Source organism: Phyllobacterium trifolii (assembly GCF_014192095.1).
Classification (GTDB): Bacteria; Pseudomonadota; Alphaproteobacteria; order Rhizobiales; family Rhizobiaceae; genus Phyllobacterium; species Phyllobacterium trifolii.
The window spans coordinates 384,759-408,059 of sequence record NZ_JACHXN010000003.1; the positions used below are offsets into that span (position 1 = coordinate 384,759).

The following is a 23,301-nucleotide window of genomic DNA, read 5'->3' on the forward strand; positions in this document are numbered from 1 at the left end:
CGATAATCTGCCGCCCGCTTTTCTTTCTGCGATGTGCGATACTTCACTCATTCACCAAAACCGGCTTAATGTACTGCCATGAAGATTCTTGTGATCGAAGATGACCGCGAAGCGGCCCGTTACCTGGAGAAGGCTTTCGCCGAAGCGGGGCATTCGGCCGATATCGCTGGCGATGGCGAAACCGGCTATGCACTGGCGGAGCAGGGAACTTACGATGCCCTGGTCGTTGACCGCATGCTGCCGCGCCGCGATGGTCTATCCGTGGTCGCAGCTCTGCGCGCCCAAGGCAATGATACGCCGGCGCTGATCCTCTCTGCTCTCGGTCAAGTCGATGATCGTGTCACCGGCCTCAGGGCTGGCGGCGACGATTACCTTACCAAGCCTTACGCCTTCTCCGAGCTCTTGGCTCGCATCGAAGTCCTGCAAAGGCGATCGAGCCCAAAAGAGGCGGAAACGGTCTATCGCGTTGGCGATCTCGAACTCGACCGCCTGTCGCACACCGCCAAGCGGGCCGGTCAGGTCATTATCCTCCAGCCGCGCGAATTCCGTCTGCTCGAATATCTGATGCGCCATTCCGGACAGGTCGTCACTCGAACAATGCTACTGGAGCATGTCTGGGATTATCACTTCGATCCGCAGACCAACGTTATCGATGTGCATGTCTCGCGCTTGCGGGGCAAGATCGAAAAGGGCTTCGAAACGCCCCTTCTGCACACGGTGCGTGGAGCCGGCTATATGCTGAAGGCGGCTGCCGGTACCAATGCATGAGCCGTTTTCGTGCAATGATGAAAATGACAGCCGTGCGGCTGTCAGCGCTGTATCTCATACTATTCACGATCTGCGCGCTCGTGCTGGTATTCTATATCACCAGTTCTTCCGTCCGGCTTCTGACGACACAGACGGAGACGGCCATCAATGAAGAAATCGAGAGTATCGGTCAGGTCTATCAACGGGGCGGCATTGTGGGCCTCGTGCGAACGATCGATCGGCGCGGACGTCAGCCGGGCGCTTACCTCTATCTCGTAACGGACCCCGCAGGGCGCATAGTTGCCGGTAATGTCCAGAGCATCGAGGTCGGCGTTTTGCAGACAGAGGGCTGGATAGAGCGACCCATCACCTATGAGCGCTACAATGAGGGTAGCGATCCGCAGGTCCATACGGCCATTGCCAGGGTCATTGTCATGCCAAATGGCATCAGGGTCATGGTGGGCCGAGATCTGGGCGAGCCGGAACAGGTCCGGCTCGTCGTACGCCGCGCGCTCATGGCCGCGCTCGGCATCATGGGTGTCGGTGCATTCTTGATATGGTTCTTCGTCGGGCGGCGTGCGCTACAGCGTATTGACGAAGTATCGGTCGCTTCGCAGCGCATTATGGGCGGCGATCTGGCCGGGCGGCTTCCCGTGAGCGGATCCGGAGATGAGTTCGACCGCCTGTCGGAAAATCTCAACGGGATGCTGGCGCGCATTCAGGAATTGAACGAAGGCGTCAGGCACGTTTCGGACAACATCGCCCATGATCTGAAGACGCCGCTGACGCGTATGCACAATCGCGCTGAATCTGCGCTTTCCAGCGCCAAGACGACGAAGGCTTATCGCGCCGCCATGGAAGGCATGATCAGCGACTCCGATCAGCTGATCCGTACGTTCAATGCCATTCTGATGATTTCGCGCCTCGAATCCGGCTATTCGACCGAGACGATGGAGCGGATTGCACTATCGACAATTGTCGAAGACGTTTTCGAGTTATACGAGCCTTCGGCTGAGGAAGCGGGCGTCAAGCTTGCGCTAGGACCGATCGACGAAACGCTTGTCAATGCGAACCGCGAGCTGATCGGCCAGACCATTTCCAATCTCGTCGACAACGCCATCAAATATGCGAGCGTCAGCGATAATCCGGTTGAAGTAACGCTGTCAGTGGAAAAGCACGATGACAAGGTCAGGGTTACTGTCGCCGATAACGGTCCAGGAATTCCCGCAGATCAGGTGGCCCGAGCGACCGAACGCTTTGTGCGTCTGGAGGAAAGCCGTTCGCAACCGGGGTCCGGATTGGGTCTCAGTCTTGCCAAGGCCGTCATGAAATTGCACGGTGGCACATTGGAGTTGACTGACAATGCGCCGGGGCTGCGGGCTGTCCTCGTTTTTCCGGTGGGAGAGGAGAATGCATGAGTTCCGGAGCGGCGGGCGCTGACGCACCTTTCTTTGCGCAGACCTTGCGTGATCTGGAACCATTGGATACGCAGAATGCCAAAGCTTTGCTCCGCGACCTCCTCGCGCGCGCCTCGGAAAAGGAATGTGCCGGCGTCGGTACATTGACAGCCAGCAAGCCTGCCGCTGCCTTTGTTGCAGCAGTCCTCGACCTCTCCCCCTATCTGCGCGCCATTCTCTTACGTCGCCCCCAAATCATCGAACCACTGTTCGAGATGCCGCTGTCCAAGCGCCTAGAAGCGCTGATGCTGGAAATTGCGGCGACGAGCGAGGGCGACGATGTCACCGAAGCCGGCCTGATGACTGCGCTTCGGCAAGCAAAGCTCAAAGGCCATGTGCTCATCGCATTGGGCGACTTGTCCGGCCAGTTTACGACCTCGGAGACGACGCTGTGGCTCTCCCGACTTGCCGAAGAATGTCTTGGCGCGGCGGTGCGCCTCCTGCTGCGCGATGCCCATGAGGCGGGCAAGCTCAGCCTGCTCGACCCGACCCATCCGGCGAACGGTTCAGGCTGGATCATTCTCGCGATGGGGAAATTTGGCGCATTCGAGTTGAATTATTCTTCGGATATCGACCTGATCGTCTTCATCGACGAACAGAGCCCGGCGATCACTGATCCGTACGAATGTGTCGAGACCTTTTCACGGCTGACGCGGCGTCTGGTGCGCATCATGCAGGACCGCACCGCCGACGGCTATGTCTTTCGCACCGATCTGCGGCTGCGGCCCGATCCGGGTTCAACACCGCTCGCCATCCCCGTTGTTGCCGCGCTCAACTATTATGAAGGTCGCGGCCAGAACTGGGAACGCGCCGCCATGATAAAGGCCCGGCCGGTAGCAGGCGACATCGATGCGGGAAAGCGATTCGTGGCAGAGCTTGCGCCGTACGTCTGGCGCAAATATCTCGACTATGCAGCGATTGCCGACGTCCATTCGATCAAGCGGCAGATCCATGCGCACAAGGGTCATGGCGAGATTGCCGTGCGCGGTCACAATGTGAAACTCGGACGCGGCGGCATTCGCGAGATCGAGTTCTTCGTACAGACGCAGCAATTGATCGCCGGTGGCCGCTTCCCGCAACTGCGCGGTTCCAGCACTGTCGATATGCTTGGCGCGCTGCATGGCCTCGGCTGGATCAGCGAGGAGGCGCGCGACACGCTGGCGGAGAAATACGGTTTTCTGCGTGATGTCGAGCACCGCATCCAGATGATCGCCGACGAGCAGACGCACATGCTGCCGGACGACGACGAGAACTTTCTGCGTGTCGCCCACATGATGGGTTACAAGGATGGCGAGACCTTCGCCGAGGATTTTCGAGCGGCCCTTAAGACTGTCGAAACCCACTACGCCGCGCTGTTCGAACAGGCACAGGACCTGACGGCCGAGGCGGGCAATCTGGTGTTTACCGGGGACGTCGATGATCCTGATACATTGAAGACGCTGGAGAAATTCGGCTTCGAGCGGCCGAGCGATATCTGCCGGGTGATCCGCACCTGGCATTTCGGGCGCTACCGCGCGACACAATCGGCAGAGGCACGCGAGCGTCTGACCGAGTTGACGCCGGTGCTGCTGAAGGCCTTCGGCGCGACCAGCCGCGCCGACGAGGCGCTGATGCGTTTCGACGGGATGATCAAGGGCCTGCCGGCGGGCATCCAGCTGTTCAGCCTGCTGCAATCCAATCCACGCCTGCTCGACCTGTTGGTGCTGATCATGGGCGCTGCCCCGCGGCTCGCCGACATCATCACCCGCAAGCCGCATATTTTTGACGGCATGCTCGATCCCGCAATCTTCGCCGATGTACCGACGCGCGCCTACTTGGCCGAACGGCTGGAGAGCTTTCTCGGCCCCTGCAAAGTTTACGAAGACATTCTTGATCGCCTGCGTATCTTTGCGGCCGAGCATCGCTTTCTCATCGGTATCCGGCTGTTGACAGGCGCGATTAGCGGTGGACGGGCCGGCAAAGCCTTCTCGCATCTGGCCGATCTTGTCATCGACAGAGCCCTCAAGGCCGTCATGGACGAATTTGCCAGCAAACATGGCACGATCAGTGGCGGGCGCATTGCCATTCTTGGCATGGGGAAGCTTGGCAGCCGGGAACTGACCGCGGGGTCTGATGTCGATCTCATCCTGCTCTATGACCACGATGAGCATGCCGAGGAGTCGGATGGGGAGAAGGGGCTCGCGCCCTCGCAGTACTATATGCGTCTTACCCAGCGACTGATTGCGGCATTGTCCGCGCCAACGTCGGAAGGCGTGCTTTACGAGGTCGACTTCCGCCTGCGCCCATCCGGCAACAAGGGTCCGGTCGCCACTCACATCGACGCCTTTCGCAAATACCAGCTAAATGATGCATGGACCTGGGAGCATATGGCGTTGACCCGCGCCCGGCCGGTTGCCGGCGATGAGACGTTGTTCGCCGAAATTGAAGAGGACGTCAGCGATATCCTGGCCATGTCTCGCGATCCGGCAAAGATCGCCAAGGATGTCGTGGATATGCGCGCGATGATCGAGGCAGAGAAGCCGCCGAGCGATGCGTGGGATTTGAAGCTCGTTGCCGGCGGTATCATCGATATTGAATTCATTGCCCAGTTTGCCGTGCTGACGGGGAATGTCGACGGGCCAGCGAATGCGCAACCCACGGCAGAGGTCCTTGAGAAGTTGAAGCCGGACTTCGCCGATCCAGCCGTGACCGACAACCTCGTCGAAGCGGCTCATCTTTATACGGGCATCACCCAGATCATTCGCCTGTGCCTGAACGGCGACGTCAAGCGCGAGGATTTCCCGCCCGGACTGTCTGAATTGCTCTGCCGCGCCTGTGATCTGCCCGATATGGAACGTGTCGAAAGCCAGCTGGCGGAGACCGCACAATCGGTGCGGAAGACATTCGATGCTCTGCTTGCAGCAAACCGCATACAGCGCGCACGCTCCACCTAATAACGTCAGCTTGCGGGCGTTACTTCAAGTATGGCCAATCGAGCTTTGCCCTCGGCCGTATTACCCACTATGACGGTTGTACCGGCGGCAACCAGAAATCCTTCGCCGACTTGCAGCGTTCGTGTATCGCTGCCCGACTTCAAGACAAGTGCGCCATCGACGGCAGCGACGTAAATGGGCTCGTTGCCGCGAACCGTATCACTGGCTCCCGTGGGCAGTGTTTTGATACTCTGCTTGACCTTGTACGGACCGTCGATGGGTTTCTGATTACGAAAAATCACCTTGAACGGATTTGACGAATGACATTAACGATCATGCTTGTCGGTGCGCCGAGCGCAGTGCAAATGTCGCGGAAAGGTGCACCCGCTCGCATTATGTGTGTAGACAGATAATGCATTTCGCCTTGATCCATATTTCCTCCGGTGTGAACCGTAAGGTCAGGTATCAAGAAGGTCTGCTGCGTCGGAACCTTCGTTGTGGTACCGCCTTTATCGGCGGTCCACCAAAATCCGGTGCCCTTGATCGTCGTCACACATTCAATGCCATCGTGCACATGGATGGGAAACAGCCCGTTTCCCTTGACGGCAGTGATTTCATACCAGACATCCCAATTCTCTTTAATGGCTGTTGGAACGTCGCAAACACCTTCTATGACTTCGCTTGGCGCTGCTTGTTGTGCCCCAACCGGCATAGGTGGAGGGAGGGCAACAGCGCACGTCAAGAAAAGCATACATGCGAACTTCTTCGGCATGGCACACCTCCCTCAATATTTCGATTGAGAATACGCTCATTAGGACTAGCTAGCAACTAATTCTAAAGTATTAGTTACGGGGGTTACCCGTCTGTTCTTTCCGGAATGCGCACCGAAACGATTGTACCGACACCCTCGGTGGAACGTATCTTCAATGCTCCACCATGTAGTTGGGTCAACGAACGAGAAATGGCGAGGCCCAATCCTGAACCAGCGTGGGATTTTGTGAATTGATTTTCAACCTGTTCAAAGGGTTGGCCGATTTTCTTCAGCGCTTCTTTGGGAATACCGCAGCCGGTATCCTCGATAGTGAAGACAAGCGCACCCGATACTTTTCGCGCGCGAACGGAAATACGCCCGCCCGTATCGGTGAATTTCACGGCATTCGACAATAGATTGATCAATATCTGTTTTATGGCACGGCGGTCGGCATTGAGTGTAACGCTTTCCGCGATCCTGGTATCGACCTTAACGTCCTTTTCCTGTGCCTGCAGCGACACGACGCGCACGGTCTCGCGGATGAGCGGGCAAAGATCGATCTCCTCGCGATCCAGCGAGAAATGCCCGGCCTCGATCTTTGACATGTCAAGTATGTCGTTGATGACGTTCAAAAGGTAGTTGCCGCTGGTATGGATGTCGTGGACGTATTCCACATAACGGTCGGAGCCGAGCGCGCCGAATGTTCCGGAATGCATGATTTCCGAGAAGCCGATAATGGCATTGAGCGGCGTGCGCAATTCGTGTGACATGTTGGCGAGGAATTCGGACTTTGCCCGGTTTGCCGCTTCTGCACGCTCCTTCTCGACAGCATATTTGCTGTTGAGTTCCGTAAGCTCCAGCGTACGTTCGATCTCGGATTTGCGCGCAAGGCTCAGATCGTGAATTGTCGCCATCAAGCGGCGCTCGCTATCCACCAATCGTTCTTCATGCACTTTCAACTGGGTGATATCGGTACCGACAGACACGAGGCCCCCATCCTGCGTGCGGCGCTCGTTGACCTGTAGCCATCTGCCATCGGCCAGCTGCCGCTCGAACGTCAGCGCGCCATTGCGACCGTGTTCATTGGCCATTCGCTTTTCCAGGGCGACAGCGCGGATCCGTGGCTCGAGCTCCTCGCGACCGATGCCTGGCAGCAGGCACTCATTGGCGAGCCCTGAATATTCGTTGAACTTGCTGTTCGACATGACCAGGCGGTTATCGGCATCCCACAGAACGAAGGTCTCCGAGATGCTTTCGATCGCTTCACGGATGCGCTGATCGGCCTGTGCTGTCGCCTGAACGAAACGGTGCTGTTCACTGACATCGACGGCGACGCCGACGAGATGCAGATCCCCGACATTTGCATCTGCAACCTGCGCTCGCACCCGCATCCATACCCAATGACCTTCCGCATGGCGCATGCGGAAGACGCGGTCCATCTGGCTTATTTCGCCGGCTGCCACCTGCGCCGCAAGGCTGTACAGCTTGTCGTCGTCTGGATGGATGATCGACGATATATCGCCGAGCGAGAGAATGGCGTCGTAAGCCTCGTAGCCGAGCATCTCATACATTGATCGCGACCAGTAGACGCGCCCGCGCGCCATGTCCCAGTCCCACAGCCCGCAGCGGCCGCGCGCCAGTGCCGTGTCCACCCGTGCTTGCGTGTGCTGGTAAAGCTCGTCCGCATCCTGTGCGCGAGCCGCCTGGCTGAAATAGGCATAAAGAACGATAAGCATAATCGTTGCCGTGCCGGCGAACATCGTGACGTTGATCGAGACGACACGACGCCAGTCGGCGAAGACGGCCTCGACAGGGTGCATGACAAAGACTGAATAGGCGCCGTTGCCCGAACGGCTGAACGCGGCGAGGGCAGGCGTGCCTTCAACTTTTACGGGCATTGCGCCGGCCCGGTCTCCAAAGAGGAAAAGCGGTTGCCCTTCGGTGACGAAACGCTCGAGATTCTTGTTGCGCCAATAGTCACCGCCATCGGATGAGACCACGATGTTCGCTTCATCATTCGCGATTGCGAACCACATGCCCGATGGGATCAGATCGTTGGCGCGGATTTCGCCGATGATGTTCTGCAGGTCACCCGCGCTCAGTTTTTGGCCGCCATTCATGCGATTGTCGATAACGCTCGCCACATGGGTTGCTGCCATGGACAAGGCTGCGCGGGCTGTGCGCTCCGTGTCGTCACGCCAACTGAGAAGTGACATGGAGCGCGCGAGCGCAAGTGCGAGCAGGAAGATGATGATGAGGGGTGGGATTGCGCGACGCAGATAGGGTTCGGCGGCAAGCAGCTTGCCATAGGCGGGATCGGCGAGAAGTTTTATGTGACCCGAAAGCCGGTTGCGCCCCCGCGCATCGCTCCGGCTTTTGGCATAATTCTTCCCCGTCGGCGCGCGATACGCGTCCGCATTTGCCATCGACTGGCCCCCTCATTTTACCTTTGTAATCAGTGATTTGCTTCGGCACGCCGCACATCCGAAGCACCTGTAGTGAATCAAAACTGATTCTGCGTGTCTAGTCCCTTTGTTAAATATTTATCAATACTTATGGCGGGCCAAAACTATAATCAGACGACGAGTCATAACTCCTTGAAATGACTCAAGATACCCTCGGGCGATGCCCGAGGACGATGAATAAACAGGGCAGTGGATAACCCGCAGACGCCCTCTCTAGGCCAGCGTCCGCTCGACAATGTCCCGCACGTCGGCCGAAAGTCCCGTCTCTCTAGCGATGGTCGCCAGTGATTCACGTGCATGTTCACGTCGCACTGGTTCGAACGATCGCCACGAGCGCATCGCCGTCAGAAGCCGTGCGGCAAGCTGCGGGTTCTTTTTGTCGATGGTCAGGATTGTCTCGGCGAAGAACTTGTAGCCGGCGCCGTCGGCGCGATTGAAGCCCGTCTGATTACCGCTGGAAAATGCGCCGATCAAAGCCCGGGTGCGATTGGGATTGTCGAGCGAAAACAGCTGGTGAGTCATCAACTCGCGCACCTTGTCCAGCGCCCCATTTCCCGGCTGCATCGCCTGCACCACGAACCATTTGTCCATGACGAGCGGATCATTGCCGAAACGCGCCTCGAAGGCCTGCAGCGCATGGTTTGTCGCATCGCTGTCGCCAAAGCGCTGGACGAGCACACCGAGCGCAGCCGCCCGATCTGTCATATTGTCGGCGTTTTTGAACTGCGTCGCGGCCCGCTTTGAACTACCCTCGGCGACACTCAGATAATCGAGCAGCACGTTGCGCAGCGCTCTGCGGCCCGCTCCGGCCGCGTCCGGCTTGAACGAGCCCTCCTGCGCGAGCTCGCTATAAGTTTGCGCGAACTTCCCCGCATGTGCTTCGGCCACGGCGCTGATCAATGCATCACGGCTGCCAAGAATAGCATCCGGGTCGATATTCGCGCCAAGTTCACGCGCAATGTCGCTTTCGGACGGGATGCTAAGGCACAGCGCCCGAAACGCCTCATCCAGCGTTACGTTAAAGGCGATCTCGCCGAGGAGCTTGATCGACGAGTTCTCGATTGTCGCCGGCTTGCCGCCGCGGACGCGTTTGGCATTGCTCGTCAGCTTGGCGTTGAGCAGTTGGGTAAGGGCTTGCCAGCGCGTCACCTCATCGCCGTCGTTGCGGGCGAGGAAGGCGAGGTCGGTTCGGGTCAATTCGCTGGTAAGCGTCACCGGTGCCGAAAAGCCGCGCAGCAGTGAAGGGACTGGGCGTTCCAGGATACCGGAAAAGCTGAAGCGCTCCTTTCGCTTGCGCAGATGGATGACGTCGTCCTTGACCAGACCACCCTTGGCTGAGCGCGGCCTGAGCTCACGACCTTTTGCACCGAGCAGCGCAAACTGCACGGGGATGTGCATCGGCTTTTTCGAAGTCTGGCCCGGTGTTGGCTTCAGCGACTGCTCGATCTCGATCTCGAAGGTTTTGGTTGCCTGATCATAGTCGTAGGTGATGGCGAGATTGGGAGTTCCGGCCTGGTCGTACCAGAGCGCAAACTGGCTGAGATCTTCGCCCGACGCATCCTCGAAGACCTTGATGAAATCCTCGATGGTCGCGGCATCGCCATCATGGCGCTCGAAATAGAGGTCCATGCCCTTGCGGAAGAGTTCCGGCCCGAGAATGGTACGGATCATACGGACCACCTCGGAACCTTTTTCGTAGACGGTCGAGGTGTAGAAATTGTTGATCTCGCGGAACTGGCGCGGACGCACCGGGTGGGCGAGGGGCCCGGCATCTTCCGGGAACTGATGCGCCTTGAGGCCCTTCACCTCGGCGATGCGTTTGACGGCGCGCGAACGCATGTCGGCGGAAAACTCATGGTCGCGGTAGACGGTCAGCCCCTCCTTCAGGCAAAGCTGGAACCAGTCGCGGCAAGTGATTCTGTTTCCTGTCCAATTGTGGAAATATTCGTGGGCGATCACCGCTTCGATCCCGGCATAATCCGTATCGGTCGCGGTGTCTGGGTCGGCTAGCACGTACTTGTCGTTAAAGACGTTGAGCCCCTTGTTTTCCATGGCGCCCATGTTGAAATCGGACACCGCGACGACATTGAAAGCGTCGAGATCATATTCACGGCCGAAGACATCCTCGTCCCATTTCATCGAACGCTTCAGCGCATCCATGGCATAAAGCGCGCGGCGCTCCTTGCCATGCTCGACATAGATGCCGAGATCGACGTGACGCCCGGAAGCGGTTGTGAAGGTATCGGTGATCACTCCAAGATCGCCGGCAACAAGCGCGAACAGATAGGCTGGCTTCGGATGCGGATCGTGCCAGACGGCAAAATGCCGGCCGTTGGTAAGTTTGCCCTTATCTTTGGGATTGCCATTCGACAGTAGCAATGGTGCTTCGCTGCTGTCGGCTTCGATGCGGACCGTGTAGACGGAGAGCATGTCCGGCCGGTCGAGAAAATAGGTGATGCGGCGAAAACCTTCTGCCTCGCACTGGGTGCAATAAACGTCGCTCGACCGATAAAGGCCGGTCAACTGCCGATTGGTCGTCGGGTTGATCTCCGTGGTTATTTCGAGCGTGAAGGCGCCATTTTCCGGCAAGCCGCGAATTTCGAGACGATCCGGCGTTGCTATGTACGCATTGTCGCCGAGAACGGCGCCGTCGAGGCGGATATCAACCAGCTTGAGGTCGTCGCCGTCCAGAATGAGAGGAGCGTCCGATGCAACACCCTCCCTGCGCTCGATCTGCAGTGTGGATTTGACGACTGTGCGCTCGGGATGGAGACTGAAATCGAGGTGGGTTTCGGGAATGAGAAAATCGGTGGGCTTGTAATCTTCCAGATGAAAAACCTGGCCGGTATCGGTACGCATGGTCTAACTGTCCTTATTGATGGCGGGGACCCTATCGATCTTTCTTGTGGGGCACAACAAATGCCGATTTGTTTGGTTCACAAACGCAACGTGAATGATTGCCCACTGGTGTGGCCGCTTAAACCATCCTAAAGATATATCAGTTTACAATTCCATACCGCCGCCGACCACTCTTTCTTCCAGGATGTAAAACCGTGTCCACTATCGTTCACCCGCGAGATGGTGAACCACTTGTCGCAGATCGTGCGCGCAGCACCAATGTCATGCTGGGAATTGGCCTCAAGGTCGCTTCGGTCTGCGTATTCGTCTGCATGTCGAGCCTCTTGAAAGCATCTGACGGTATTCCGGCGGGCCAACTGGTGTTCTTCCGCTCCTTCTTTGCGATTTTTCCGGTCATTGCCTTCATCGCGTGGCAGGGACAGATGGCTGTGGCATTCAAGACGAGCGAGCCCTTCAGCCATTTTTGGCGCGGCTTCGTCGGCGTTAGCGCCATGAGCCTCAGCTTTTATGGTCTGACCAAGCTTCCTTTGCCTGAGTCCATCGCAATCAGTTACGCGACGCCGCTGCTGACGGTCGTATGCAGTGCAATTTTCCTGCGCGAAACGGTGCGGCTCTATCGCTGGTCGGCAGTGTGCTTTGGTCTCGTCGGCGTCGTCATCATCCTTTGGCCGCGCATGTCGTTCTTTACCGGGGAAACCGAGTTCGGCGCGGATCAGGCTGTCGGCGCGTTGGCGACACTGGGCGGTGCAGGACTCGCCGCCATTGCCATGCTGCTCGTGCGCAAGCTGGTTCAAACGGAGCGCACGCCGACTATCGTCGTTTACTTCTCCATCGCCTCAAGCGTCATTGCGCTGGTCAGCCTTCCGTTTGGCTGGGTCTGGCCGACTGCCTTTCAGGCGACCTGTCTGATCTTCGCCGGGATAGCCGGCGGTGTCGCGCAAATTCTTCTCACGGAGAGCTATCGACATGCCGACATGTCGGCGATTGCTCCATTCGAATATACGTCCATGTTGCTGGGGCTCGCCCTCGGCTATCTGCTGTTCGGTGACATCCCGACAGCGGAGATGATTACCGGAGCAGCAATCGTCATCAGCGCCGGCATCTTCATCATATACCGTGAGCATCGGCTTGGGCTCGCCCGGGCTCGCGCCCGCAAGGTCTCTACACCGCAGGGATGACCACTATTCTTCCTGCGCCGCCTCGCTCAGGGGGTGTAGCTGGAATGTTTCCGGAGTATGCGGCCGGTCATGCGGGCGAATGGCGAAATCGGGACGCTCTGAGGGAGCTTGCGACGCACGGCGAAGGCTGCGCCAGAACGCATAGGAACCATAGGCCGCATAGCTGATTGCCATCGTGACAAAGAAACCCGAAGGGCCATTCAGATCCATCAACCGCCCGGCGATCTGCGGGCCGATCATGCTGCCAACGCCGTAAACAATGAGCAGTCCGCTGGAAATCTTGACGAACTCACTGGGTTCGGCGAAGTCGTTGGCATGCGCCACGTTGAGCGAATAGATCGGAAACAGCACCGTCCCGAAAACAAACATCAATGTATAGACCACCCACGGCGTAGTGGGCTGAACCATAATCATCGTCAGCGATATCGCAACACCGCCGATCCCGGCGACGACCATTACGTAGCGCCTGTCGACGAAGTCCGAGACACGGCCGATCGGGTACTGGAAGATCGCTCCACCGATCATCGAACTCGCGATCATCGTCGCAATGCCGAAAGTCGACAGGCCGATTTCGCGGCCATAGATAGCCGCAAGAAAGTTCCAGGCGCCGGCGATGATCCCCGCCAGCAGCGATCCAATCAACGCGGCGGGTGACTTCCGGTAGAGCCCGGGAAGGTCCAGCGATACCTGCGTCAGAGGACGTGGAGACTGTGCATTTGAAAGGCCTGTCGGCACCAGGGCGCCAGCATAGATCAACGCCCCGATCATGAACAAAGCCTGTGTCGCCGGATCGCCGAACGGCAGAATATATTGGCCAACGAGAAGTCCGAGCATGGAAACAATCATGTAGATCGAAAACACCATGCCGCGTGTCGAATTGGTGACGCGCTCGTTCAGCCAGCTTTCGATCACCATGTAACTGCCGGCCAATGAAAAACCGGCCAGCGCCCGAAACAGCGTCCAGGCCCAGGGATCGATGATCAGACCGTGCATCAGCATCGACATGCTGAGGAGCGTGAGCAGCACGGCAAAGACCCGCACATGGCCAACGCGGCGCACGAGGCGCGGAACGATGATGCAGCCGCCGGTGAATGCCAGCGCGTAGCCGGTTCCAAGCCAGCCGACGGTCGTTGGCGACCAGCCTTCCATGCCCGCGCGCAAGGGGAGCAGGATTCCCGCCAGGCCCCCTGCCGTCAGCATCAGAAAGGTGCTGGTCAATAACGCCGCGATCGGCAAGAGCTGGCGAAACATATATGTATCCTGCGTTTCAATGCCCGAAACTACAGGTTTCAGTGCTCATACAAGCGAAAGATTACGACACCGGCATTCCAGTTTTGCGCCAATCTAATCGGTCAGCGCACGCAACCGCATTTTGACGCTGACGAAATCGCGCCAGGCGAAGCGCTTTTGGGCAGGATTTCGCAGAAGATAAGCAGGATGCAGTGTCGGCATTACCGGAATCTGGATGCCGGATGTGGTCAAATGGGCTTTCCAGTTTCCGCGCAGGCGCAAGATACCTTCCGTCGCATTGGTAAGCGCTTTGGCGGCCGGGCCACCGAGCGCGACGAGCAGCCTTGGATTGGCGAGCTCAATCTGGCGCTCGAAGAATGGGCGGCAAATCTCCGTTTCAAGCGGCGTTGGCGTGCGGTTGCCAGGTGGACGCCATGGAATGGTATTGGCGATATAGACGCTGGTCCGGTCAAGGCCGATGGCCGCAAACATGCGATCGAGCAGTTCCCCCGAACGGCCGATGAAAGGAACACCTTCGAGGTCTTCCTCACGGCCCGGTGCTTCACCCACGAACATGATCGGAGCCGCAGGATTGCCGTCGGCGAACACGAGGTTCTTGGCAGTGAATTTCAAGTTGCAGCCGTCGAATGCGGCGAGCTGCTCGCGCAGTTCCTCCAGCGTAGCAGCACTTGAAGCCATCTGCCGCGCCATCGCGATTTTGGCATCGTCGGGGACTGAGGTCTTGCTGAGGATGGATGGAGCCGGTTGGCTAGCTGCCGGTTGTTCAGGTCGCTGCTGCTGGGAAGGTCGAACGGCCTGCGCGGGCGAAGCCGCAACACGCTTTGTCTCGACTTGGGAGAAGCGGTCGACCGGCGCATCTTCGAGCGGCGTATCGACGCCGGCCTCGGCATAGAAATGCAGCAGTTCGCGCAAATTGGTCAAGCGATAATCCTTTTGTCTCTGAAGTCGCAAATTGCCGGCACAATTGCAAGGTCAGGAGGAAGGAATGCGTGGCTCCTGCACCAGATAAAACACGCGTTTGGGTGTGAAGTCAGCAATAGGAAAATCAAAGCTCGCACCAAAACCGGGATCGATCTTGCCATCCCGGAACACCATACGATCATAGGGCTCGAAGTCGTCGCTGAAAGTGCCGTAACCGGTCGATTTGATCATGCCCCTCTTGTCACCTGGCTGGTAGAAGGAAAGACCATCGCCATAATCGCTTGGCACGTTAAGCTGTTCCTGCAGTTCAAACTCGAACTCGACCCAGGGATGACCGCTGCTGTTGGTGGCCCGGACGCGCAGATAGAATAGAATCCCGGCATCCTCGCTCGGGTTAAGTTGCGCTACTTTTTCGGTGCGAATGATGAGTGTGGTTGGCGTTACCGAGGGGAATTCTTCCGTAAGGATGATTGGATCCTGCATCGTTCCTGTGCCACTGATGGACCGAATGATGAAGCCGCCAAGCTCATCGGAAAATGAGTAAGGCCCCGCAGTCCAAAGCCGCGGATCTTCTTGTGCCGATCCTCTCGAAACGTAACCGACGAAAAGCATGCAGATGGCCATCATGCCACGCAGCATCCAGTCCGTGCGGTATCGTTTCATCAGGTCTCCCATCGGTTGGCATGCGAGACAATAAGCTGAATTATGACTGAAACCGCATCCCGTGCAAACAATCTGTGAAAGTGCAAAATATTGACGTTTACGTTAAAGTAATTTAGATTCCGCCAACCGTCGTGAAATGGGGGCAATTGGCCGCATCTGGAATGCATGACTGTCTATGTCATATGGCTATTGTTGCGCTACAAATCGGGAAAATACTGCACAAAAGTGCTTACGGGAATGATTCTTAGGAGGATTGCATGAGCGAGGTAACCGAACTTCCAGAGCGCGAGAGCATGGAGTTTGATGTCGTCATAGTTGGAGGAGGGCCGGCTGGTCTATCCGCAGCGATCAAGCTTAAGCAGATCAATCCGGAATTGTCGGTTGTAATTCTGGAAAAGGGCGGCGAAGTCGGTGCGCACATCCTTTCGGGCGCCGTGGTCGACCCGATCGGCGTCGACAAGCTCCTGCCGGGCTGGCGCGACGAAGAAGGGCATCCCTTCAAGACGCCGGTTACGGCCGATCATTTTCTGGTTCTCGGACATTCCGGCTCGGTGCGTCTCCCGAATTTCGCTATGCCGCCTTTGATGAACAATCATGGCAATTTCATTGTCTCGCTGGGCAATGTCTGCCGCTGGCTTGGCACCAAGGCGGAAGAACTGGGCGTAGAAATCTACCCCGGCTTTGCCGGCTCGGAAGTGCTTTACGACGACAACGGCGCTGTTGTCGGTGTTGCCACCGGTGACATGGGCATCGAGAAGGATGGCAGTCCCGGACCAGCCTACACGCGGGGTATGGCTCTCCTTGGCAAATATGTCCTGATCGCGGAAGGCGCGCGCGGTTCGCTCGCCAAGCAATTGATCAACAAATTCAAGCTCGATGAAGGTAAGGAGCCGGCGAAATTCGGTATCGGATTGAAGGAATTGTGGCAGGTTGATCCGGCAAAGCACAAGCTGGGCCTGGTGCAGCATTCGTTCGGATGGCCGCTGGACATGAAGACGGGCGGCGGGTCATTCCTCTACCACCTTGAGGACAACACGGTCGCCGTCGGCTTCGTCATGCACCTCAACTACAAGAATCCCTACCTTTCGCCATTCGAGGAGTTCCAGCGCTTCAAGACCCATCCGTCCATCCGGGGCCTCTTCGAAGGCGGCAAGCGCCTGGGCTATGGTGCACGCGCGATCACTGAAGGCGGTTGGCAGTCGGTGCCGAAACTGTCCTTCCCCGGAGGAGCACTGCTCGGCTGCTCGGCTGGCTTCGTCAACGTGCCGCGCATCAAGGGTTCGCACAATGCCATGCTCTCCGGCATGCTGGCCGCCGAACATGTGGCGGAAGCGATCGCCGCCGGGCGTGCCAATGACGAGCTTATTGCTTACGAGAACGCTTGGCGCTCAAGTGAGATCGGCAAGGATTTGAAGCGTGTGCGTAACGTCAAGCCCATGTGGTCGAAGCTCGGCACAATCGGCGGTGTCATGCTCGGCGGTCTCGATATGTGGCTCAACACGATCTTTGGCGGCTGGTCGCCCTTCGGCACGTGGAAACATGGCAAGTCCGACGCGGCCTCGCTCGAACCTGCGAGCAAATACACTCCAATCGCCTATCCAAAGCCCGATGGCGTCCTGACCTTCGACCGCCTGTCCTCGGTGTTCCTGTCGAATACCAACCATGAGGAAAACGAGCCGGTTCACCTGATTGTCAAAGATATGGACCTGCAGAAAAGCTCTGAACTCGAAGTCTACGCGGGACCGTCGGCACGTTACTGCCCGGCCGGTGTCTATGAGTGGGTCGAGGAGGCAACCGGGCCGAAGTTCGTGATCAACGCGCAGAACTGCGTGCACTGCAAGACATGCGATATCAAGGACCCCAATCAGAACATCAACTGGGTGCCACCACAGGGCGGCGAAGGACCGGTCTATCAGAATATGTAATTGCCTTGCCTCAGTACTGTTTGTTGATCTGGACCGCCATTGTCATCAACGCCGCTGATCGTAAAGCGAAGCAGGAGCGGCAAATGATCCGAGCCGACAGGCTGTAGTGTTTCGACTCGCGTTTGGATAATTCGGTCCGAAACGAGGATGTGATCGATCGGCAGGCCAACCCAGCGCGCCGCATGCGCCAATGTGCCGTTGACGAGCCAACTCGGGCGTAAGCCTTCGGCTGACAATGTCTTGCTCGCTTCGGTGATGGTTTTCAGCGTCTGGCTCCAGGATGTCGCGTTGAAATCGCCGGCAATGATCATTGGACCTTGCAGCCGCTCGAGGTAGGGCTCGATCGTCGCAACGTTGCTGGCTTGGCCATAGGGCCAAGGCCAGTCGAGGTGGATGGCGGTAACAATGGCGCTGCGTCCCCCGAAATCAACGCGTGCGAGACCGATCAGACTGTCGACACATTGTGGCGTGGTTCCGAGGGCGAACGGGCGGCGGGAGAGAATTGCAACGCCGCCAATGTGGCTGCGGTTAGGGCAGTAAAGATTATAGGGATAGCGTGCTTCGATCGCTTTCAGTTTTGGGCGCCACGCAGTGGATACTTCCTGCAAAGTGATGACATCGGGGGCTTCTTGCGCGATCAAGCGAAGGACATCAGCCTGGTGACGATTGTCATAGCGCAGGTTCAGTTGCATCAGTTTGTATTCCGGCTGGGCTGTTTCAGCCTCTGCGGAAGGTGCAGGGGAGGGAACAAGCACTGAACCAAGTGCGGTCAGTGCCAACACCATTGCCATCAAACCTTCTCGCCACAGTCCAAGAATAAGGGCTGGGATGGCCGATATGGCCATCAGCACTGCAAGATGCATGCGGAAATGCGCAAAGGAATCGAACAGCGGATGGGCCGCACCGAAAAATCCCAGTACCAGCGGTACCGAAAACATCACCGGTATCAATACTGCGGCAAGTCTTATCCACGATAGCTTGTTCTCTGTCGTCATGCTCCGCATTAAACCGGCAATTGCGACGCAATCAAGATGGCAGCGCTAGTGATCTAGGGACAACCCGCAGCACCGTTAACCGGCCTCTTATGCAACCCTGCATTCGTTGTGGTCTGCGACAATTCCAGCCATGTGTGGAGGGTTCTCTAGGCAGAAGCGGCACGTATTGAGTGAACCGGTACATCGGGGAAGATTGGCTACTCCGACTCCGGCAAAGCCTTGCCTTTGAAACTTGGAGGTGAACTATGCGGTTTTTACCGTTTAGCGTCACACTGACAATGAAGAGAACCCGGATAAGCTGGTCACTCAGCATCCGGGTTCAATTCAACTAGTCAGCAAAACGAGGGGCGGGTGAAAATCCGCTCCTCACTCCAAAATGGAATATAGCAGCTTTCCCATTATTTCCAAGCAGCGGCGTTTTGGACTTTAGGCGCATGACAGAGATGATTAGTGTGAGATCTCGGACGAGACTCAACCTTGAGGAGGGTGTCCCGTGATCGTAAAACGCATCGTTCCAAATTTCGCATGCCCTGATCCCGGCAGCGTTCGTGAATTCTACGAAAACTTGCTGCAACTGAAAGTCGTCATGGATCATGGATGGATACTGACATTTGCATCCGACATTCCGGCAAGGCCGCAGATCAGCATCGCCAGCGAAGGAGGGTCAGGCACTCCTGTGCCCGACATTTCGATCGAAGTGGACGATGTCGATATGGTCTATGAGCGAGCGAGAACAGCCGGCTATGAGATCGCATATGATATCGCAGATGAGCCCTGGGGCGTCCGGCGTTTCTACGTCCGCGACCCAACCGGACGACTGGTCAACATCTTGACGCATGCTGTCGATTGAGATCACAGGAGCTTCTTCAAGCCATTTAAAAGTCGATCATGCTCGCCATCTGTGAGCAGTTCTTCAAGTTTGCCATGTGACTTCTTCCATATCGGCACGACTTCCGAAAGCAGGTGCATACCATCCGGCGTCAGTGCCATGAGGCGGCCGCGTTTGTCAGCAGGATCGACCACGACCCTCACCAGGCCACGGCGCTCCAGCGGCTTGAGGGCCGCGGTAAGTGTGGTTCGATCCATCGCGAGCAATGAGGCGACGGAGCTCAGGTTGGGCGGCGTCGGCCGGTTCAGCGACATCAATAGCGAAAACTGTCCGTTGGTGAGATCATATGGCCGCAACGCTTCATCAAAGCGCCGGGCGAGGGCGCGCGCCGCGCGTTGCACAGCAAGACACAGGCACGTATCGCGAACATGGATCGTTGTTTCGTAAGGAACTGAAATCGGCTTTGACATGGCCTATATATGTTGATATCAACATAATTGTCAATATTCAATCACAAGCCATCTGTACAATCCGGTCGATCATGAGAAGGAGGAGCTATCATGTCCAATTCCGGTAATTTTGTTTGGTACGAACTGATGACCAGCGATGCAGAAGCTGCCGAGCGCTTCTACAGCAATGTCGTCGGTTGGAGTGCTCAAGACGCTGGCCATCCGCAAATGAAATACACGTTGCTGAAAGTCGGTGAGGCCCCGGTTGCCGGTATGATGACAACGCCGGAAGGTTGCAATACCGGCGTCGAGTCAATGTGGTCCGGCTATATTGCGGTCGATGACGTCGATCAGTTTGCCGCCCGCGTAAGGGATGCGGGAGGCAAGATAACGGTTGAACCGCAGGATATACCGGAAGTCGGCAGGTTCGCGATCGCTGCTGATCCGCAGGGCGCGCCGTTCACTCTGTTCAAGCCCTCGATGCAAGATCGCGGTGACAATCCTAAGCCCCCTGCACCGGGTACCGTTGGCTGGCACGAATTGAACACCAGCAACTGGAAGAGTGCCTTTGAATTCTATTCCGGCTTATTTGGCTGGACCAAGGGCGAAGCCATGGACATGGGCGGCATGGGCACATACCAGATCGTGGAGCGCGACGGCCAAATGTTTGGCGCCATGATGAACAATCCTGAGCCGTCAACCCGTCCAGCCTGGTGTTATTATATCTGCGTGGACGATATTAACGCCGCTGAATCGAGGATCAAGGACAAGGGCGGCAAGGTTGTCTTCGGGCCGATGGAAGTTCCCGGCGAGCAGTGGGTTTTGCAGGCGCTCGACCCGCAAGGCGTGTCTTTCGCCCTTCTTGGACCTCGCAAATAAGTTCTATTGAAACGCCATCTCGTAAAAACTGCGCAACTTTCTGGAGTGCAGTTTCTCGGGGGGCATCTCGGCCAGCTTCTCCAAAGCACGAATGCCGATTTGCAAATGCTGCGCCACCTGACGTTTATAGAACTCGGTTGCCATGCCGGGGAGCTTCAACTCGCCGTGTAGCGGTTTGTCCGAGACGCATAGCAGCGTTCCGTATGGCACACGAAAGCGGAAACCATTCGCTGCAATTGTCGCCGATTCCATGTCGAGCGCGATCGCGCGCGATTGCGACAGCCGTTTAACGGGGCCACGCTGGTCGCGCAGCTCCCAATTGCGGTTGTCGATCGTTGCCACGGTACCGGTACGCATGATGCGCTTCAGATCATACCCTTCGAGCCCGGTGATTTCCGCAACTGCTTGTTCAAGTGCGACCTGCACTTCGGCAAGTGCAGGGATAGGCACCCAAACCGGCAAATCGTCATCCAGCACGTGATCTTCGCGCACGTAGGCATGAGCCAATACATAGTCGCCAAGCGCTTGCGTATTGCGCAGCCCGGCGCAGTGGCCAAGCATTAGCCAGGCGTGCGGCCTTAACACGGCGATATGATCGGTAATCGTCTTGGCGTTAGAAGGGCCTACACCGATATTGACCATCGTAATTCCGGACCCATTGCCGCGCACGAGATGATAGGCAGGCATCTGCGGCAGCCGGCCGATCGGCACGCCCGACGTCGGTGCATCATTGCCAGCTTCGGTGATCAGGTTACCCGGCTCGATGAAGCGTTCATAACTGCCGCCGCCTTCCGCCATCAGTCCGCGCGCCAATGCGCAAAATTCGTCAATGTAGAACTGGTAGTTGGTGAACAGCACGTAGTTCTGAAAATGCACCGGTCGCGTCGCCGTGTAGTGCGAGAGCCGGTGCAAGGAATAATCGACGCGTTGCGCGGTAAACGGCGACAGAGGCATGATACTGTCGAGGTCGTCCGTTTCATATTCGCCGTTGACAATGCGATCATCCGTCGCTGCGAGATCCGGTACGTCGAAGAGATCGCGAAGCGGACGGGTGAATGCATCCGCTACGGATGATTCCACGTGGGTGCCCTCAAGGAAGGCGAAGTGAATGGGAATCGGCGTCGTGGATTCCTGTACCGTCACGGGACCGCCATGGTTGCGGATCAACAGCCTTATCTGCTCCTCGAGATAGTTGTCGAACAGATCCGGCCGCGTGATGGTCGCCGTATATTGACCGGGTGCCGACACATGGCCGAACGCCAGGCGGGAATCGATCTGCGCATAGCTTGATGTTGAAAGACGCACTTCCGGATAGAAAGCGCGGAAATGCATGGTGTCGCGTTCTTCGCCTCGCGCAACTCTATCGAAGGCATCACGTAGAAACTTTGTATTGCGTTCATACAGCACGCTGAGCGCCTGGACGGCTGCCTTGGCGTCAATGAATTCTTTCGCTTCGACATGGCTGGGCATGCTGATGGCGGTGGGCTTCTTGGTTCCGATTCTTTTGTCCATGCCCCAATATAGTGACATAGCATGACACTTGAAAAGCGGTGTCTTAGAGCGGTTTGCAATCATATTGGATCGATCCTGTTTCTCGGATGGCGAGACAATCCACGCGGAAGGTGGTGAGGTCGATGTGTTTCCATCGTCCGACGCCGCCTGACAAAGTGGTTGGCCGCCAGCCGGAAACCCGAAGGGCCGGGTGAATTTGCTCCAAATCCTTCGGGTTTTGGCTTTGTCCGATGGAAAGGCATCGGCCTCGCCAAACCCCTCGACCTTGAACCAAATTCCCTCCGGCAGGATGATTCAATATGATTGCAAACCGCTCTAAACTCTCTGCAGACTGACGAGGAGAACAAGCCCTATGCCGCCATTTGATGGGTTTCGCCCTTCATAGCTTGCGGCAAAAGCCACGACAGGACCGACGAGAATGGCAGAGAAAATTAGCGCACGCAGAAAAAGCAGCGATAAATTTGCGGTGAATTGTATCATGATCCCCTTACTCCCTGTCCCGATGCGCCTTGGCATTGTTGATTTCGAGACAATGGCCCAACCGGTCTGAACGAAAGCTGATGCGTTCGTTCATCGCGCGTTCAACCGGAAGTGTGATTTCTCAGTTCGTAGGGGCCGCTCGCGAATTAATCGAGGCGCGGGCCCTCTATCCAAGCAAGAAAGGCTCTTGTTCGGACGGCGACGAGAGGCAGGAAATCTTTGCTCAACTCTTCAAAACCTTGAAAGAAAAAGGCAGCCATGGAGGGACAACCATGACTGCCTGTCTTTTTGCCCGTGACCAGCGAAGGATCTGTCCAGGCGTCTTGGTCTTGCATTGTTCAATCCAGGCAGGCGACGTACCAACGAATAAAATAGACAATACTTTTTCTATTCTTGGCCTCCCAGAATTTCACTCAGGCTTTATATGCAGGGAGGATGCACACAAACGACGATGACTCAACAATACAAGATAAAAGAACTTCAATATTCGGCATTTCGAAACAACTACACGCTGAAAGCTGATTGATAAGAGATATCGCGAATTTCCGCAATTATACCTTAGTCTAAATCGATTGAATTTTAAGAAAATGGGGCAACCCATGACGTAACTGGTATTGCGCGATTTTTTTATAAATGGCGAATTTCTGCAGGTTGACGCTCCCAATGATCGTGCCTTCCATCCTGGTACTCAACGGGAGCGTTCAACAGCTCGTCAGGCATCAAATCGTCCAGGCAGGCGATGTTTATCGCGTAGAACACACCCATATCCGCTGTTTCACCACGACCGAAGGGTTTAACGCCACACGTCCGGCAGAAGAAATGGACGATGGTTCCGCTGCCAAACTGGTATTCAGTCAAATAATTTGAGCCGGAGGTTACCCGAAGGGCATTTTCGTCAACAAATGCCTTCCAAAAGCGAGTTTTTGCGCAAAACGAGATGGGATGGTTGCCGCCCTCCCCTGACGGCATCGCAATGTGCCAATGTTGTGGTGCGTTAACCCACGAAGTAGAGAAGGCGGCAAAATGAA

Annotated in this window: 19 protein-coding genes; 7 read left to right on the forward strand and 12 right to left on the reverse strand. The window is 56.8% G+C overall.

The window, feature by feature from the left end; translation table 11 throughout:
- Positions 1-78 precede the first annotated feature (78 nt).
- From FHS21_RS06955 to FHS21_RS06965, 3 genes are read left to right on the forward strand one after another with little or no spacing between them, the layout of a single operon-like run.
- The gene (locus FHS21_RS06955; protein ID WP_183661461.1) at positions 79-768 is read left to right on the forward strand and encodes a response regulator transcription factor; all 690 of its coding nucleotides are present in this window, start codon (positions 79-81) and stop codon (positions 766-768) included.
- On the forward strand, positions 765-2,165 hold the full coding sequence (locus FHS21_RS06960; RefSeq protein ID WP_112527583.1) for a sensor histidine kinase: 1,401 nt from the start codon (positions 765-767) through the stop codon (positions 2,163-2,165). The genes FHS21_RS06955 and FHS21_RS06960 overlap by 4 nt, the downstream gene beginning before the upstream one ends.
- Complete coding sequence (locus FHS21_RS06965) at positions 2,162-5,137, forward strand: bifunctional [glutamine synthetase] adenylyltransferase/[glutamine synthetase]-adenylyl-L-tyrosine phosphorylase (protein ID WP_183661463.1); 2,976 nt, start codon at positions 2,162-2,164, stop codon at positions 5,135-5,137. The genes FHS21_RS06960 and FHS21_RS06965 overlap by 4 nt, the downstream gene beginning before the upstream one ends.
- Positions 5,138-5,142: 5 nt before the next feature.
- On the opposite strand, the gene FHS21_RS06970 is transcribed toward FHS21_RS06965, so the two are convergent.
- The 4 genes from FHS21_RS06970 to pepN all read right to left on the reverse strand — a co-directional run bounded on the left by FHS21_RS06970 (position 5,143) and on the right by pepN (position 11,191).
- Positions 5,143-5,418: a cupin domain-containing protein gene (locus FHS21_RS06970; protein WP_183661465.1), complete on the reverse strand. Its 276-nt coding sequence runs from the start codon at positions 5,416-5,418 to the stop codon at positions 5,143-5,145.
- Complete coding sequence (locus tag FHS21_RS06975; RefSeq protein WP_183661467.1) at positions 5,415-5,888, reverse strand: hypothetical protein; 474 nt, start codon at positions 5,886-5,888, stop codon at positions 5,415-5,417. Before FHS21_RS06975 ends, FHS21_RS06970 begins: the two co-directional genes overlap by 4 nt.
- Positions 5,889-5,971: 83 nt before the next feature.
- Positions 5,972-8,293: a PAS domain-containing sensor histidine kinase gene (locus tag FHS21_RS06980; RefSeq protein ID WP_112527589.1), complete on the reverse strand. Its 2,322-nt coding sequence runs from the start codon at positions 8,291-8,293 to the stop codon at positions 5,972-5,974.
- Between the two features lie 252 nt (positions 8,294-8,545).
- Positions 8,546-11,191: an aminopeptidase N gene (gene pepN / locus FHS21_RS06985; protein ID WP_183661469.1), complete on the reverse strand. Its 2,646-nt coding sequence runs from the start codon at positions 11,189-11,191 to the stop codon at positions 8,546-8,548.
- Positions 11,192-11,454: 263 nt separating this feature from the next.
- On the opposite strand from pepN, the gene FHS21_RS06990 reads away from it, so the two are divergent.
- The gene (locus tag FHS21_RS06990) at positions 11,455-12,369 is read left to right on the forward strand and encodes a DMT family transporter (protein WP_112527593.1); all 915 of its coding nucleotides are present in this window, start codon (positions 11,455-11,457) and stop codon (positions 12,367-12,369) included.
- Between the two features lie 3 nt (positions 12,370-12,372).
- Here FHS21_RS06990 and FHS21_RS06995 read toward each other — a convergent pair whose 3' ends face one another.
- The 3 genes from FHS21_RS06995 to FHS21_RS07005 all read right to left on the reverse strand — a co-directional run bounded on the left by FHS21_RS06995 (position 12,373) and on the right by FHS21_RS07005 (position 15,204).
- Positions 12,373-13,620 (reverse strand): MFS transporter, encoded by a 1,248-nt coding sequence (locus tag FHS21_RS06995; protein ID WP_112527595.1) that lies wholly within the window; start codon positions 13,618-13,620, stop codon positions 12,373-12,375.
- Between the two features lie 93 nt (positions 13,621-13,713).
- Positions 13,714-14,541: a uracil-DNA glycosylase gene (locus tag FHS21_RS07000; RefSeq protein ID WP_183661471.1), complete on the reverse strand. Its 828-nt coding sequence runs from the start codon at positions 14,539-14,541 to the stop codon at positions 13,714-13,716.
- 51 nt (positions 14,542-14,592) lie between these two features.
- Positions 14,593-15,204: a hypothetical protein gene (locus FHS21_RS07005; RefSeq protein ID WP_246410874.1), complete on the reverse strand. Its 612-nt coding sequence runs from the start codon at positions 15,202-15,204 to the stop codon at positions 14,593-14,595.
- 257 nt (positions 15,205-15,461) lie between these two features.
- Here FHS21_RS07005 and FHS21_RS07010 point away from each other — a divergent pair, with 257 nt between their 5' ends.
- Positions 15,462-17,129 carry an electron transfer flavoprotein-ubiquinone oxidoreductase gene (locus FHS21_RS07010; protein ID WP_183661473.1) on the forward strand — a complete coding sequence of 556 codons (1,668 nt, stop codon included), beginning with the start codon at positions 15,462-15,464 and terminating at the stop codon, positions 17,127-17,129.
- Here FHS21_RS07010 and FHS21_RS07015 read toward each other — a convergent pair.
- On the reverse strand, positions 17,117-18,124 hold the full coding sequence (locus tag FHS21_RS07015; RefSeq protein WP_183661475.1) for an endonuclease/exonuclease/phosphatase family protein: 1,008 nt from the start codon (positions 18,122-18,124) through the stop codon (positions 17,117-17,119). The genes FHS21_RS07010 and FHS21_RS07015 overlap by 13 nt on opposite strands.
- Positions 18,125-18,617: 493 nt before the next feature.
- Here FHS21_RS07015 and FHS21_RS07020 point away from each other — a divergent pair, with 493 nt between their 5' ends.
- Positions 18,618-18,974 carry a VOC family protein gene (locus tag FHS21_RS07020; RefSeq protein ID WP_112527603.1) on the forward strand — a complete coding sequence of 119 codons (357 nt, stop codon included), beginning with the start codon at positions 18,618-18,620 and terminating at the stop codon, positions 18,972-18,974.
- A 2-nt stretch (positions 18,975-18,976) separates the two neighbouring features.
- Here the strand turns inward: FHS21_RS07020 and FHS21_RS07025 are convergent, their stop codons facing one another.
- The gene (locus FHS21_RS07025; RefSeq protein WP_112527605.1) at positions 18,977-19,423 is read right to left on the reverse strand and encodes a MarR family winged helix-turn-helix transcriptional regulator; all 447 of its coding nucleotides are present in this window, start codon (positions 19,421-19,423) and stop codon (positions 18,977-18,979) included.
- Positions 19,424-19,513: 90 nt separating this feature from the next.
- On the opposite strand from FHS21_RS07025, the gene FHS21_RS07030 reads away from it, so the two are divergent.
- Entirely contained in the window at positions 19,514-20,281 is a 768-nt protein-coding gene (locus FHS21_RS07030; RefSeq protein WP_112527607.1) for a VOC family protein, read from the forward strand.
- A 3-nt stretch (positions 20,282-20,284) separates the two neighbouring features.
- On the opposite strand, the gene FHS21_RS07035 is transcribed toward FHS21_RS07030, so the two are convergent.
- The 3 genes from FHS21_RS07035 to FHS21_RS07045 form a co-directional block, all read right to left on the reverse strand.
- Positions 20,285-21,793, reverse strand: coding sequence for an AMP nucleosidase (locus FHS21_RS07035; protein ID WP_112528091.1), 1,509 nt, complete (start codon positions 21,791-21,793; stop codon positions 20,285-20,287).
- Positions 21,794-22,108: 315 nt separating this feature from the next.
- On the reverse strand, positions 22,109-22,273 hold the full coding sequence (locus tag FHS21_RS07040) for a hypothetical protein (RefSeq protein WP_162701864.1): 165 nt from the start codon (positions 22,271-22,273) through the stop codon (positions 22,109-22,111).
- Positions 22,274-22,900: 627 nt separating this feature from the next.
- On the reverse strand, positions 22,901-23,301 hold a 401-nt coding region (locus FHS21_RS07045), incomplete at its 5' end, for a GFA family protein (RefSeq protein WP_183661477.1).

Bases quoted from the DNA above. Each gene is read 5' to 3' on its own strand.
- pepN (WP_183661469.1), bottom strand. From the start codon at position 11,191: ATGCGTACCGATACCGGCCAGGTTTTTCATCTGGAAGATTACAAGCCC.
- FHS21_RS07030 (WP_112527607.1), top strand. From the start codon at position 19,514: ATGTCCAATTCCGGTAATTTTGTTTGGTACGAACTGATGACCAGCGAT.
- FHS21_RS06995 (WP_112527595.1), bottom strand. From the start codon at position 13,620: ATGTTTCGCCAGCTCTTGCCGATCGCGGCGTTATTGACCAGCACCTTT.
- FHS21_RS06955 (WP_183661461.1), top strand. From the start codon at position 79: ATGAAGATTCTTGTGATCGAAGATGACCGCGAAGCGGCCCGTTACCTG.
- FHS21_RS06965 (WP_183661463.1), top strand. From the start codon at position 2,162: ATGAGTTCCGGAGCGGCGGGCGCTGACGCACCTTTCTTTGCGCAGACC.
- FHS21_RS07025 (WP_112527605.1), bottom strand. From the start codon at position 19,423: ATGTCAAAGCCGATTTCAGTTCCTTACGAAACAACGATCCATGTTCGC.
- FHS21_RS06975 (WP_183661467.1), bottom strand. From the start codon at position 5,888: ATGCCGAAGAAGTTCGCATGTATGCTTTTCTTGACGTGCGCTGTTGCC.
- FHS21_RS07010 (WP_183661473.1), top strand. From the start codon at position 15,462: ATGAGCGAGGTAACCGAACTTCCAGAGCGCGAGAGCATGGAGTTTGAT.
- FHS21_RS07005 (WP_246410874.1), bottom strand. From the start codon at position 15,204: ATGAAACGATACCGCACGGACTGGATGCTGCGTGGCATGATGGCCATC.
- FHS21_RS06980 (WP_112527589.1), bottom strand. From the start codon at position 8,293: ATGGCAAATGCGGACGCGTATCGCGCGCCGACGGGGAAGAATTATGCC.
- FHS21_RS06960 (WP_112527583.1), top strand. From the start codon at position 765: ATGAGCCGTTTTCGTGCAATGATGAAAATGACAGCCGTGCGGCTGTCA.
- FHS21_RS07035 (WP_112528091.1), bottom strand. From the start codon at position 21,793: ATGGACAAAAGAATCGGAACCAAGAAGCCCACCGCCATCAGCATGCCC.
- FHS21_RS06990 (WP_112527593.1), top strand. From the start codon at position 11,455: ATGCTGGGAATTGGCCTCAAGGTCGCTTCGGTCTGCGTATTCGTCTGC.
- FHS21_RS07040 (WP_162701864.1), bottom strand. From the start codon at position 22,273: ATGATACAATTCACCGCAAATTTATCGCTGCTTTTTCTGCGTGCGCTA.
- FHS21_RS07015 (WP_183661475.1), bottom strand. From the start codon at position 18,124: ATGACGACAGAGAACAAGCTATCGTGGATAAGACTTGCCGCAGTATTG.